This is a genomic window from Amycolatopsis sp. NPDC051106, assembly GCF_040682775.1.
Classification (GTDB): domain Bacteria; phylum Actinomycetota; class Actinomycetes; order Mycobacteriales; family Pseudonocardiaceae; genus Amycolatopsis.
Genome location: NZ_JBFBBQ010000107.1, coordinates 1 through 12,722, shown reverse-complemented (window position 1 = coordinate 12,722; position 12,722 = coordinate 1). Strand labels below are relative to the sequence as shown.

Below are 12,722 nucleotides of genomic sequence, written 5' to 3'. Positions count from 1 at the left end.
GTCCGTTCCACGAGCGGCGGCCGCTAGGGTTTGCCGCGTGTCGAGCCCCAAACCGCCCCGCCGTCCCGCCCCGCCGCCCGGTCTCGTGATCGTCGACAAGCCCGCCGGCATGACGTCGCACGACGTCGTCGCCCGTGCCCGCCGGATCATGGGCACCCGCAAGGTCGGGCACGCCGGCACGCTCGACCCAATGGCGACCGGCGTGCTGGTGCTCGGCATCGAGCGTGCCACCAAGCTGCTCGGCCACCTGGCGCTGGACCGCAAGACCTACCTGGCCACCCTCAGCCTCGGCAGCAGCACCACGACCGACGACGCCGAGGGCGAGGTCCTCACGACGGCGGACACGAAGGCCGTCACCGACGACGACATCGCCGCCGGCGTCGAGAAGCTGACCGGCGACATCCAGCAGGTGCCCAGCGCGGTGAGCGCCGTCAAGATCGACGGCAAGCGCGCCTACGCCCGCGTCCGCGCCGGCGAGGACGTCGTCATCCCGGCGCGGCCGGTCACCGTCTACCGCTTCGACGTCCTCGGCGTCCGGCACGAAGCCGACCACGTCGAGGTCGACGCCGTCGTCGAGTGCTCGTCCGGCACCTACGTCCGCGCGCTGGCCCGCGACCTCGGCGCGGACCTCGGCGTCGGGGGTCACCTCCAGGCGCTGCGGCGCACCACGGTCGGTCCCTTCACCCTGGCCCGGGCGCGGACCCTCGACCAGCTCGAGGAGACGCCCGAGCTGAGTCTCGACCTCGACGCCGCCGTGGCCGCGGCCTTCCCGCGGCGCGACCTCGACGCCGCGACGGCGAAGGCGGTCCGCCACGGCCAGCGCATCCCGGCGGCCGGCGTCGAGGGCACCTACGGGCTCTTCGGGCCCGACGGCCGGGTGCTCGCCCTGGCCACCGACGAACAAGGCGTGTCCCGGGCAGTGGTCGTGCTGCTGCCCGCCTAGGGTGACGTGTGAGAGACGGGAGTTCGACGTGCTGCGGTGGCGTGGGCTGGGGGACCTTCCCGGCGGCTGGGGCCGGTGCGTGGTCACCATCGGCGTGTTCGACGGTGTCCACCGCGGACACCAGGAGCTGGTCAGCCGGACCGTGGCCGCGGCGGCCGAACGCGGGCTGCCGAGCGTCATGGTGACGTTCGACCCGCACCCGTCGGAGGTGCTGCGCCCCGGGAGCCACCCGGCGCAGCTCACCACGTTGCGGCGCAAGGCGGAGATCGTCGAAAGCCTCGGCATCGACGTCTTCTGCGTGCTGCCCTTCACCCTGGAGCTGTCCCGGCTGCAGCCGGAGGAGTTCGTGCACGAGGTGCTCGTCGACCGGCTGCACGCGGCCGCGGTGATCGTCGGCGACAACTTCACCTTCGGCGCCAAGGCCGCCGGGGACGTCGCGCTGCTGCGCACCCTCGGCCGCCGGTTCGGTTTCGCCGCCTACGGCGCCGAACTGCAGGGCAAGGAACTGTCCGAAGAGGACCAGTCGGCGATCACGTTCTCGAGCACGTACGTCCGGTCGTGCATCGACGCCGGGGACGTCGTCGCCGCGGCCGAAGCGCTCGGCCGCCCGCACCGCCTGGAGGGCATCGTCGTCCGCGGGGACGGCCGGGGCCACGAGCTCGGCTACCCGACGGCGAACCTGTCGACGCCGCGCTTCGCCGCCGTCCCGGCCGACGGTGTCTACAGCGCGTGGTTCACCCGCTCGGCGGACCGCTCCCGCCGGTTGCGCGCCGCGGTCTCGGTGGGCACGAACCCGACGTTCTCCGGGCGCGAGCGGACCGTCGAGGCGTTCGTCCTGGACGTCGACGAGGACTTCTACGGCCAGCACGTGGCGATCGACTTCGTGACGCGGCTGCGCGACCAGGTGCGGTTCGCCGACTCGGCCGGGCTGGTCGCCCAGATCGACGACGACGTCGTCGAGACGAGAAAGGCACTGGAGGTGCCCCCGGACGCCTCGACCGGGCGCGAATAGGGGATTTCGCGTTCACGCACGTGACAGCGATGGCAAGATGCTCACGGACGGTGTGCGCGCAAGCGGCACGAAGCAGTTTAGGGGAGCGGAACTGGTGGAGGACCACAAGATCGTCCAGCGGAACATCGCGTTGCAGCGCGAGTGGTACGGGGAGCCGCTCGGCGACCGGGTTCGCCGCCTCGTCGTCGCGTTCGACGTTTCGCAGGCGTTCCTGGCGGAGGTCCTCGGGATCAGCGCCCCCATGCTCAGCCAGGTGATGAGCGGCCGGCGGGCGAAGATCGGCAACCCGGTCGTGCTGGCCAGGATGATCATGCTCGAGCGGAAGATCCTGGTGCCCGAGGTCGCCGCCGGCAACCGCGACGCGATGCTGGCCGCGATGGAGGACGTCCGCGACTCCCGGCCCACTGTCGGCCGCGACAACATCCCGGTGGTCAACGAGGATCAGAAAGTCCTCGCCTACCTGCGTGATCTCGCCGAGGACGAGGACCTGGGCGAGGCCGCCAAGCGCCTCGACGACGAGTTCCCGGCCATCGCCGACCTGCTGCGCCGGGCGGGCAACGGCGCCTGATGCCGGTCCTGTTCAGCGCGCTGGTCCCGCCGGACGACGTCGTCGAAGCGGTCGCCGAAAACCTTGCGGCGCCGGGCGACCCCGGAGACGGCCTGCGCTGGGAGCCGCCGGAGCGCTGGCACATCACCCTGGCCTACTACGGCGCGGACGACCCGGACACCCGCGCCGCCTGGCTGGCGGACCGGCTGGCCGGGCGGCCGGCCGTCGACGTCCGGCTGGAAAAGGCCGCGACGTTCCCCGGGGTGCTGTGGTTGACTGTCGCCGGATCGGAGCTGACGCCGCTCGCGCTCGCCGCGGGGGCCGGCGAAGAGGCGAGGCCGTACGTGCCCCACCTGACGCTGGCGCGGTTCCCCCGGGAACAACCGGGGCTCGCCGGGCGTTGGACAAAGGTGTTGTCGGAATTTCGCAGCCGCAGGTGGACGGCCACGCAGGTGGTGCTGATGACCAGCGAGCGCGAACCGGCGGCGCCCCGCTACCGGGTGACTCGCGAGTTCGGGCTGGACCGGGCCTGAAGGCCCTGCTCAGAGACGCACGTGGCCAGAATGGTAACGTCCACGTCGGGTCCGGCTGCAGTCCGTGGCGGCCGTGACCGACTTCCCGGCGTTCATTCCGCGTCCGGGGCCGCACGGCACTGATTATTTCGAGGAGCAACACAAGTGGCGCTGTCCACCGAAGAGAAGAAGTCGATCCTGGCCGAGTACGGCGTGCACGACTCGGACACGGGATCCCCCGAGGCCCAGGTCGCGCTGCTGACCAAGCGGATCGTCGGCCTCACCGAGCACCTCAAGGCTCACAAGCACGACCACCACTCGCGTCGCGGGCTCCTGCTGCTGGTCGGCCGTCGCCGCCGGCTGCTGAACTACGTGATGAAGGTGGACATCGAGCGTTACCGTGCGCTGATCCAGCGCCTCGGCCTGCGCCGATAGCTGTTGCCCGAGGGGGAGTGACCGCCGGTCGCTCCCCCTCGGTCTAGCAGGTGAAAGAAGCGGCGCGAGCGCGCACGAGGGACCGTCCGCCGGTCCTCGGTAGTGGCTTCCGGGAAGAGTCCCGGGGGCTTCGATCGAAGACCGGCATCACTCCTCGAGCGTCCTCGAGCGAAACGGGTCCCAGGGTGGGAGACTCGCGCCAGTAGAAGGAACTAAAGAGGAGAAACACCCTATGACCGACTCCACCGGAGTCACCGTGCACGAGACCGAAGCCGTGATCGACAACGGCCGGTTCGGCACCCGCACCGTCCGCTTCGAGACGGGCCGCCTGGCCAAGCAGGCCGCCGGCGCCGTGGTCGCGTACCTCGACGAAGAGACCATGCTGCTCTCGGCGACGACCGCGTCGAAGCACCCGAAGGACCACTTCGACTTCTTCCCCCTGACGGTGGACGTCGAGGAGCGCATGTACGCCGCCGGCCGCATCCCCGGCGCGTTCTTCCGCCGCGAGGGCCGTCCCTCGACCGACGCGATCCTGACCTGCCGCCTGATCGACCGGCCGCTGCGCCCGTCGTTCACCGACGGTCTCCGCAACGAGATCCAGGTCGTCATCACCGTCCAGAGCCTCAACCCGGACGACCCGTACGACGTGCTGGCGATCAACGCCGCGTCGGCGTCGACCCAGATCGCCGGCCTGCCGTTCTCGGGCCCGGTCGGCGGCGTGCGCGTCGCGCTGGTCGAGGACCAGTGGGTCGCGTTCCCGACCTGGTCGCAGCTGGCGAAGGCGACCTTCAACATGGTCGTCGCGGGCCGCATCGTGGGCGACGACGTCGCGATCATGATGGTCGAGGCCGAGGGCACCGAGCACACGCTCGACCTGATCGCCTCCGGCGGCAAGGCGCCGGACGAGGTTTCGGTCGCCGAGGGTCTCGAGGCGTCCAAGCCGTTCATCAAGGTGCTGTGCGAGGCCCAGCAGAAGCTGGCCGACGTCGCCGCCAAGCCGACCGGCGAGTTCCCGGTCTTCCTGGCCTACGAGCAGGACGCCTTCGAAGCCGTCGCCGCGATCGCGACCGACGACCTGGCGAACGCGCTCCAGATCGCCGGCAAGCAGGACCGCGACGCCGCGACCGACCAGGTCAAGGCCGCCGTGCTGGAGAAGGTCGGCATCGGCGAGGGCGAAGCCTTCGAGGGCCGCGAGAAGGAGATCGGCGCCGCGTTCAAGGCGCTGTCCAAGAAGGTCATGCGCAAGCGCGTCCTCACGGACAAGATCCGCATGGACGGCCGTGGCCTCACCGACATCCGGTCGCTTTCGGCCGAGGTCGCCGTGATCCCGCGGGCGCACGGCTCGGCGCTGTTCGAGCGCGGCGAAACCCAGATCCTGGGCGTCACCACGCTGAACATGCTTCGCCTGGAGCAGCAGATCGACTCGCTGTCCCCGGAGACGCACAAGCGCTACATGCACCACTACAACTTCCCGCCGTTCTCCACCGGCGAGACCGGCCGCGTCGGTTCGCCGAAGCGCCGCGAAATCGGCCACGGCATGCTCGCCGAGCGCGCCCTGGTGCCGGTGCTGCCGAAGCGGGACGAGTTCCCGTACGCGATCCGCCAGGTCTCCGAGGCGCTGGGCTCCAACGGCTCGACCTCGATGGGCTCGGTCTGCGCGTCCACCATGGCGCTGTACAACGCCGGCGTGCCGCTGAAGGCGCCGGTCGCGGGCATCGCGATGGGCCTCATCTCCGACGAGGTCGACGGCGAGACGCGTTATGTCGCGCTGACCGACATCCTCGGTGCCGAGGACGCCATGGGCGACATGGACTTCAAGGTCGCCGGCACCAAGGACATCATCACCGCGTTGCAGCTGGACACGAAGCTCGACGGCATCCCCTCCGAGGTGCTCGCCGCCGCGCTGAAGCAGGCGAAGGACGCTCGCCTCACCATCCTGGAGGTCATCGCCGAGGCGATCGACAGCCCGGACGAGATGAGCCCGTACTCCCCGCGCGTCACCAGCGTGAAGATCCCGGTGGACAAGATCGGCGAGGTCATCGGCCCGAAGGGCAAGATGATCAACTCGATCACCGAGCAGACCGGTGCCGACATCTCCATCGAGGACGACGGCACGATCTACGTGGGCGCGGCCGACGGCCCGTCGGCGGAGGCGGCGATCGACCTGATCAACGCCATCGCCAACCCGCAGCTGCCCAAGGTCGGCGAGCGCTTCCTCGGCACCGTGGTGAAGACGGCCGCGTTCGGCGCGTTCGTCTCGCTGCTGCCGGGCAAGGACGGCCTGGTGCACATCTCCAAGCTGGGCAACGGCAAGCGGATCAACAAGGTCGAAGACGTGGTCAACGTGGGCGACAAGCTCCGCGTCGAGATCGCCGACATCGACAACCGCGGCAAGATCAGCCTGATCGTGGTCAAGGACGACGAGGCTCCCGCCGAGGGTGCCGCGCCGGCCGCCGACGCCGAGAAGGCCGACGCCTGAGCAGGTCTCGCTTCGCTGTAATTAGTGGTCTCTGAAGGCCACCATGAGGGACCTAGGTGCCCTCATGGTGGCCTTCAGGGCATTTGTGAGTAAGGAACCCATGGCACGGCAGGTTTCCGGGCACGAGCAGCCCGTCGGCACCACCCGCACGCTCGAGTCCACTCCGGACGGTGCGGTCGTCAAGCGCAGTGTCCTGCCCGGCGGGCTGCGCGTGATCACCGAGCACGTCCCGGCGTCCCGCTCGGCCACGGTCGGGCTGTGGGTCGGCATCGGCTCCCGCGACGAGCCGGTCGCCGTCGCCGGCGCCGCGCACTACCTCGAGCACCTGCTGTTCAAGGGCACGAAGAACCGCGACGCGACGCAGATCGCCGAGGAGATCGACGCCGTCGGCGGCGAGTTCAACGCCTTCACGGCGAAGGAGCACACCTGCTACTACGCGCAGGTGCTCGACGCCGACCTCCCGCTCGCCGTGGACCTGGTCACCGACGTCGTGTTCGAGGCGCTTTGCACCGACCGCGACATGGACATGGAACGCAGCGTCGTCCTCGAAGAGATTTCGATGCGCGACGACGACCCCGAAGACCTGCTGCACGAGACGTTCGTCAGCGCGATCCTCGGCGACCACCCGCTGGGCCGCCCGGTGCTCGGCACCGAGAAGTCGATCATCGAGATGTCGCCGGCCGCGCTGCGCAGCTTCTACAAGCGCCGCTACACCCTGCCGCGGATGGTGCTCGCGGTCGCCGGGAACGTCGACCACGGCCAGGTGCTTCGCCTGGTGCGCAAGGCATTGCGCGACAAGCTGGCCGGCACCGCGACGCCGGTCGCGCCCCGCGAGGGCCGCGCCCGGATCAAGACCGTCCCGAAGCTGGCCCTGCACACCGACGACACCGAGCAGGCGCACGTCATGCTCGGCCTGCGGTCGCTGTCGCGCCACGACGAGCGCCGGTTCGCGCTGTCGGTGCTCAACGCGGCGCTCGGCGGCGGCATGTCGTCCCGGCTGTTCCAGGAGATCCGCGAGCGGCGCGGGCTGGCCTACCAGGTGTACTCGTCGGTGGCGAGCTACGCCGATACCGGGCACATGGCCGTGTACGCGGGCTGCCAGCCGGAGAAGCTCGGCGACGTCGCCGGGGTCATCCGCGAGGTCCTCGACAAGGTCGGCGTCGACGGCCTGACCGACGCCGAGGTGGCCCGCGCCAAGGGCCAGCTGCGCGGCGGGATCGTGCTGGGGCTGGAGGACACGTCGTCGCGGATGTCGCGGATCGGCAAGAGCGAGCTCAACTACGGCCACTACCTGGGCGTCGACGACACGATCGCCCGCATCGACGCCGTCACCACCGAGGAGGTGTGTGCGCTCGCTCGCACTTTGTTCGCACGGCCGGGCGGGGTCTCGGCGGCGGCGGTCGTGGGGCCGTACGCTCACGCCGACGACCTTCCGGACGATCTGCACGAGGTGATCGCTTCATGACCATCAACGTCGGTGTGCTCGGCGCCCGCGGCCGGATGGGCGCGACGGTGGTGAAGGCCGTCGAAGGCGCCGGTGACATGAAGGTCGTCGCTGCTTTGGACGCGGGCGATGACTTCTCGGCGCTGTCCGAGGCCCAGGTCGTCGTCGACTTCACCCACCCCGACGCCGTCATGGACAACCTGAAGTACCTGGTGGAGCACGACATCCACGCGGTCGTCGGCACCACGGGCTTCAGCGGGGAGCGGCTGGCTTCGCTGCGTGCCTTGCTGGAGCCGAAGCCGTCCCTGGGCGTGCTGATCGCGCCGAACTTCGCGCTCGGCGCGGTTCTGGCCATGCGGTTCGCGGCGCAGGCGGCGAAGTTCTACGCGTCGGCCGAGATCATCGAGCTGCACCACAACCGCAAGGCGGACGCGCCCTCGGGCACCGCCGCGCACACCGCCCGGATGATCGCCGCGGCCCGCGCGGAAGCCGGCGTGTCGCCGGGGTCCGACGCGACGACGTCCGAGCTCGACGGCGCCCGTGGTGCCTCGGTCGAGGACGTCCGGGTGCACTCGGTCCGCCTGCCGGGCCTGGTGGCGCACGAGGAGATCCTGTTCGGCGGCGAGGGGGAGACCCTGACCATCCGCCACGACTCGCTCGACCGGACGTCGTTCATGCCGGGCGTGCTGCTCGGCATCCGCACGGTGGTGACGCGGCCCGGCCTGACGGTCGGCCTGGAAAACGTCCTCGACCTGTGAAGGCTCGCAATGTCGCGCTGCTGATGACGGCGGCGCTGGTCGTGTACCTGGTCCTGCTCGCCGACCGCGCGTTCGCGCTGTTCGGGTCGGGGACGGGCGTCGGCATCGCGCTGGGCGTCGGTGTCCTGCTGCTGCCGCTGCTCGGTGTGTGGATCATCGTCGTGACCTGGCGCAACGGCGTGCAGATCCAGCGGCTGTCCCGCCGGCTCGACGAAGAGGGCGCGCTCCCGGACGTCTCGGACCTGCCGCGCCGCCCCTCGGGACGCGTGGACCGCGACGCGGCCGACGCGTGGTTCCAGGACCGCCGCGCGGAGGTCGAGGCGGACCAGGAGAACTGGCGCGCGTGGTACAAGCTGGCGTACGCGTACGACATCGCGGGGGACCGGCGCCGGGCCCGCGAGACGATGAAGAAGGCCGTCGAGCTGGAAGCCGCCGATCGCTGAATCGGCGGTGTGGCATTTCGCTGACAGTTGTCGTTCATTCGGGAAATGGCGGGCATTCGTACTATCGCCCGCATGAAACCGACTTCGTCGTCCCCGGGTTTGCGGGCATTGTCCGCTTCGCTGCGTGAAGTGCGTGAGACGCGGAAATTCGGGTTGCGTGAGCTGGCGCGGGCACTGGAGATCGACCCGCGGCTGGTGTCCCAGTGGGAACTGGGGATGCGCGTGCCGCCGGTGGAGGAGGTCGCGCGCATCCTCGGCTACCTGCGGGCGGACCGGGCGACCACCACGCGGATCCTGTTCCTGGCCAAGCACGCCAAGGATCCCAATTGGCTGGACTCCAATCCGGCGGACCTCCCCGCGGCGCTCACGGGGGTCATGCAGTGCGAACGTTCGGCCAGTCTGATCACCAACTGGTCCCCGCTGATCATCCCGGGATTGCTGCAGACTCCCGACTATGCCCGCGCGCTGCTCGCCGCTTCCGACATCAAAGTTGCGGATGTCGACGCTCGGCTGGTAGCTCGCCTGGATCGGCAGCGAATCCTCTCGGGGCATGATCCCGTGCGCCTCAACGCGATCGTCTCAGAGCTGGCGATCCGCGAGGAGGTCGGCGATGCGAACGTCATGTCCGACCAAGTCGATCACCTGCTGACCTTAGCTGTTACATCTAACATTTCAGTGCGCATCGTGCCCGCCGGCGTGGGTTATCACCCGGGCAAGATCGGCATGTTCACCTTGTACGACTTCGCCGATGCGCTCTCGATCGTGCTCCTGGAGCACTACCACGCAAGCGGATTTGTCCACAATTCGGCGGGTACCGCGCCTTACCAGAAGCTGGTTAAGCTGTTGAATCGCAAGGCTTTGTCCGAAGAAGCCTCGCAAGTCCTGCTTCGTGAGGCGGCGCGTTAGAGGGGGCAGCATGTTCACGTGGCGCAAGTCGAGCTACAGCGCGAACGAAGCCGAGTGCGTCGAGGTTTCCCTCTCCGCCGCCGTCGGCGTGCGGGACACGAAAGCCCGTCACCTCGGGGAACTCACCGTCTCCCGCGCGGCATGGACAGCGCTCTGCGCCGAGGTCTCAGTGGTGCAGCCAGCCCGCGAACACCGCGGGTGAAGCGGCTATCAAACTGAAGCGGATCCACCTTCCGGCGAAGCCCGTGGTCAAGAACGTCACGAGCCGCATGCGGACCACGCCGGCCAGCACGCTCGTCGCCATGAACGGGGGCAGGCCCAGCAGCGAGCTCACGCCGTAGGTGCCCGCCATCCAATGCGGGTGGCGGTGGCAGCGCTCGCGCAACTGGTCGACCCAGCCGCGCAGCCGCTTGGTGCGCAGTTCCCAGCGCACTCGCCGGTCCGTCATCGGCCGCTCGCGGTGGAGGCGGTCGTGGAGCCACTTCGGCAGCTTGATCGTGCCGCGCGCGGCCAAGAAATACAGCGACTTGCCGGCGATCTGCCCGACGGCCACCGCCGCACCGAGCCACAGCCAGTGCAACCCGGGCTGGCTCGCGCACAGCCCGATCAGGAACAGCTCGGCGTTGATCAGCGGCACGATGGCCGAACCGAACGCGACCCCCAGCGTCAGCAGGATCCAGCTCATCGTGTCACCTCCCGCCTCGATCGTGTTCTTTCAAGTTATCAGTTCGAAACCTGGAGTCACTGGGGTTAACCCCCCAATGCGGTAGGGGGGTCGCACCAGAAGATCACCTGCAAGACGGCCTGCTGTCACCTTTGCTTGCCAGGCTGACGGGGTGGCCGCCGACCTTTCCCGAACGCCCGCTGACCGATTCGGCGCCCTCTGCCGGTCGATCGTGCGCGTGCTGCCTCTGGGGTTGTCGCGGGTCGTGGCCCCGACGTTTCTCGGCTTCTGCCTCATCAACGGGTTTACGTTCGGCGTCGACTTGGGGCTGTTGACCGTTTTCCACGGCCTGGCCGGCTGGCCCGTGTGGCTCGCGATCACGGTGTCCTACGTCTGCGCGTTCGGGCTGAGCTTCGCGCTGAACCGGACGTTCAACTTCCATTCTCACGCCGCGGTCGGAATGCAGCTGCTGCTTTACATCGTCGCGATCGCTGTCAATTACGCGGCGTTCTTGCTGGGTGTGGGTGCGGGCCTGACGGCGCTGGGCGTCGAATACCACCTGGCGCGGGTGCTCGCGGGCGCCTGCGAGGGCGTGTTCATGTACGCGGTGCTGCGGTGGGTGATCTTCCGGGACGCCGGCTCAGGCGAGCGCGAGGTCGAGGGAGCCGGTGAGGCGGACCTCGCGGACCATGCGGTCGCCGGTGTCGAGGGTGCGGACCGTGCCGTCGGGGTTCCAGCCGGCCCGGCGGTAGAAGCCGAGGGAGGCGTGGTCGCCCTGGGCGACCCAGGCGATGCCGCGGGCGGCGCCGTCGGCCCGCAGGCCCGCGGCGGCCGTCGCGAGTAGCCGCCCGGCGTGTCCGCGGCGGCCCCAGCGCGGCTCGACGAGCAGCGTGGCGATGAGACCGGTGCTTTCCGCGTCCTCGGGCAGGCTGCCGTCGGCGGCGGCGACCTCGCCTTCCGGTGCCCGGCCCGCGACGCAGAACCCGACGGTGAACTCGCCCTCGGTGGCGACGTAGACCTGGCTGCCCGGGTAGTCGATGGTTTCGGTCCAGGTGCCGACGAGGTCGGCGGCGTCCAGCTCGGCCAGGGCGTTCTTGCCGAGGAGGTCCTCGTAGGCGGCGTGCCAGGTTTCGCGCTGGATGCGGGCGATCTCCGCGGCGTCGGACAGGTCGGCGGGGCGGACGGCGGCGTCGCTCATGCCGTGAACATATCGGGGGGCGCGTTTTTGTCGGTGGTGGGTGGCACCATGACGGCACCATGCAAACGATCAGCGTCACGACGGCCCGGAAGACCTTCCTGGCCGCACAGGGCTTCGCCGACCCACGTCCGTCCGGTCCGGTTTCCCGGCGGCATCTGAAACGCGTGCTCTCGCGAGTCCAGCTGCTGCAGCTGGACTCGGTGAACGTCGCGGTCCGGGCGCACTACATGCCGGTGTTCTCGCGGCTGGGCGCGTACGAGCCCGCGCTGCTGGACGCCGCGGCGTGGTCGCATTCGGCTCGCCAGCCCCGGCTGCTGGTCGAGACGTGGGCGCACGAGGCGAGCCTGCTGCCGATCGAGGACTGGCCGCTGATCCGTTCGGGCGCCAAGCGCGACGGCTGGTGGAGGCACTACGGCCCGCTGATCGAGAAGTCGCCGGGGCTGGTCGAAGAGATCCTGTCGGTGGTGAAGGAGCTGGGCCCGATCGGCGCGGGCGGCATCGAGCGCGAGGTGGAGGCGGACGCCCAGCGGCGCGGCCCGGGCTCGTGGTGGGAACGTTCGGAGGTCAAGCGCGTCTGCGAGTACCTGTTCGGCATCGGCCAGCTGACGACGGGTACGCGCCGCTCGTTCGAACGGCTCTACGACCTCACCGAGCGCGTGGTCCCGCCGGAAATCCTGGCCCGTTCGGTGTCCGCGGAGGAGGGCGCGCGGGGCCTGATCGAGCGATCGGCGCGGGCACTTGGCGTGGCAACGGAGACGGACCTGCGCGACTACTACCGCCTCGGCCCCGCCCCGGCACGCCAGGCGGTGGCGGAGCTGGTGGAGTCGGGAATCCTGGAGCCGGTAGCGGTCCACGGCTGGAAGGCGACGGCCTACCGCCACATCGACGCGCGCACGCCCCGAGCGGTGACAGGCCGCGCGCTGCTGTGCCCGTTCGACCCGCTGATCTGGGAACGCGCCCGCACGGAGCGGCTCTTCGGGTTCCGCTACCGCATCGAGATCTACGTCCCGGAGCCGAAGAGGGTGTACGGGTACTACGTGTTCCCGTTCCTGCTGGACGGCTCGCTGGTCGCGAGGGTCGACCTGAAGTCCGACCGCGCGGCGGGGGTCCTGCGGGTCCAGGGAGCGTTCGCCGAGGAGGGCGCGGACGTGGCCCGGGTCCTCCCGCAGCTGGCGGCGGAGCTGAGGCACATGGCGGAGTGGCTGGGCCTGTCGGGAGTGGCAGTGGGCACCCGCGGCGACCTGGCCCGGCCCTTGGCAAAACTGGTGCGCTGAAGCGCGCCCCAATGTGGCGTTGGGTGCGCCGGACGCACCCAATGTGGCGTTGGGTGCGTCCCACGCACCCAATGTGGCGTTCGGTGCGTCCGACGCACCCAACGCCA

At 69.9% G+C, this 12,722-nt stretch carries 14 protein-coding genes and 1 pseudogene; 13 read left to right on the top strand and 2 right to left on the bottom strand.

All coding sequences use genetic code 11. The annotated features are described in order from the left end of the window. Positions 1-37: 37 nt before the first annotated feature. The 11 genes from truB to AB0M83_RS42410 all read left to right on the top strand — a co-directional run bounded on the left by truB (position 38) and on the right by AB0M83_RS42410 (position 9,681). Positions 38-943, top strand: coding sequence for a tRNA pseudouridine(55) synthase TruB (gene truB / locus AB0M83_RS42460; RefSeq protein ID WP_364526540.1), 906 nt, complete (start codon positions 38-40; stop codon positions 941-943). Positions 944-971: 28 nt separating this feature from the next. Beyond that, positions 972-1,955, top strand: a complete 984-nt coding sequence (locus AB0M83_RS42455; protein ID WP_364526538.1) for a bifunctional riboflavin kinase/FAD synthetase — start codon at positions 972-974, stop codon at positions 1,953-1,955. Positions 1,956-2,049: 94 nt separating this feature from the next. Then, positions 2,050-2,523 carry a helix-turn-helix transcriptional regulator gene (locus AB0M83_RS42450; RefSeq protein ID WP_284749483.1) on the top strand — a complete coding sequence of 158 codons (474 nt, stop codon included), beginning with the start codon at positions 2,050-2,052 and terminating at the stop codon, positions 2,521-2,523. After that, positions 2,523-3,035: an RNA 2',3'-cyclic phosphodiesterase gene (gene thpR / locus AB0M83_RS42445; protein WP_364526536.1), complete on the top strand. Its 513-nt coding sequence runs from the start codon at positions 2,523-2,525 to the stop codon at positions 3,033-3,035. The genes AB0M83_RS42450 and thpR overlap by 1 nt, the downstream gene beginning before the upstream one ends. 144 nt (positions 3,036-3,179) lie before the next feature. Beyond that, on the top strand, positions 3,180-3,449 hold the full coding sequence (rpsO, locus tag AB0M83_RS42440) for a 30S ribosomal protein S15 (protein ID WP_003084034.1): 270 nt from the start codon (positions 3,180-3,182) through the stop codon (positions 3,447-3,449). Positions 3,450-3,681: 232 nt separating this feature from the next. Further along, the gene (locus AB0M83_RS42435) at positions 3,682-5,928 is read left to right on the top strand and encodes a polyribonucleotide nucleotidyltransferase (protein ID WP_364526534.1); all 2,247 of its coding nucleotides are present in this window, start codon (positions 3,682-3,684) and stop codon (positions 5,926-5,928) included. A gap of 100 nt (positions 5,929-6,028) precedes the next feature. After that, positions 6,029-7,393: a pitrilysin family protein gene (locus AB0M83_RS42430; protein WP_364526532.1), complete on the top strand. Its 1,365-nt coding sequence runs from the start codon at positions 6,029-6,031 to the stop codon at positions 7,391-7,393. Then, positions 7,390-8,130: a 4-hydroxy-tetrahydrodipicolinate reductase gene (dapB, locus tag AB0M83_RS42425; RefSeq protein ID WP_364526530.1), complete on the top strand. Its 741-nt coding sequence runs from the start codon at positions 7,390-7,392 to the stop codon at positions 8,128-8,130. Before AB0M83_RS42430 ends, dapB begins: the two co-directional genes overlap by 4 nt. Beyond that, the gene (locus tag AB0M83_RS42420; protein ID WP_364526528.1) at positions 8,127-8,573 is read left to right on the top strand and encodes a tetratricopeptide repeat protein; all 447 of its coding nucleotides are present in this window, start codon (positions 8,127-8,129) and stop codon (positions 8,571-8,573) included. The genes dapB and AB0M83_RS42420 overlap by 4 nt, the downstream gene beginning before the upstream one ends. A gap of 72 nt (positions 8,574-8,645) precedes the next feature. Beyond that, the gene (locus AB0M83_RS42415) at positions 8,646-9,479 is read left to right on the top strand and encodes a Scr1 family TA system antitoxin-like transcriptional regulator (protein ID WP_364526526.1); all 834 of its coding nucleotides are present in this window, start codon (positions 8,646-8,648) and stop codon (positions 9,477-9,479) included. Between the two features lie 10 nt (positions 9,480-9,489). Then, positions 9,490-9,681, top strand: a complete 192-nt coding sequence (locus tag AB0M83_RS42410; protein ID WP_364526524.1) for a DUF397 domain-containing protein — start codon at positions 9,490-9,492, stop codon at positions 9,679-9,681. On the opposite strand, the gene AB0M83_RS42405 is transcribed toward AB0M83_RS42410, so the two are convergent. Continuing rightward, complete coding sequence (locus AB0M83_RS42405; RefSeq protein WP_364526522.1) at positions 9,646-10,164, bottom strand: hypothetical protein; 519 nt, start codon at positions 10,162-10,164, stop codon at positions 9,646-9,648. The genes AB0M83_RS42410 and AB0M83_RS42405 overlap by 36 nt on opposite strands. A 151-nt stretch (positions 10,165-10,315) precedes the next feature. On the opposite strand from AB0M83_RS42405, the pseudogene AB0M83_RS42400 reads away from it, so the two are divergent. Then, positions 10,316-10,759 (top strand): annotated as a pseudogene (locus AB0M83_RS42400) (GtrA family protein); the annotation flags it as partial. A gap of 24 nt (positions 10,760-10,783) precedes the next feature. On the opposite strand, the gene AB0M83_RS42395 reads toward AB0M83_RS42400, so the two are convergent. Further along, the gene (locus AB0M83_RS42395; RefSeq protein ID WP_364526520.1) at positions 10,784-11,341 is read right to left on the bottom strand and encodes a GNAT family N-acetyltransferase; all 558 of its coding nucleotides are present in this window, start codon (positions 11,339-11,341) and stop codon (positions 10,784-10,786) included. A 59-nt stretch (positions 11,342-11,400) separates the two neighbouring features. Here AB0M83_RS42395 and AB0M83_RS42390 point away from each other — a divergent pair, with 59 nt between their 5' ends. After that, the gene (locus AB0M83_RS42390) at positions 11,401-12,615 is read left to right on the top strand and encodes a crosslink repair DNA glycosylase YcaQ family protein (protein ID WP_364526518.1); all 1,215 of its coding nucleotides are present in this window, start codon (positions 11,401-11,403) and stop codon (positions 12,613-12,615) included. The last annotated feature ends 107 nt before the right edge of the window (positions 12,616-12,722 follow it).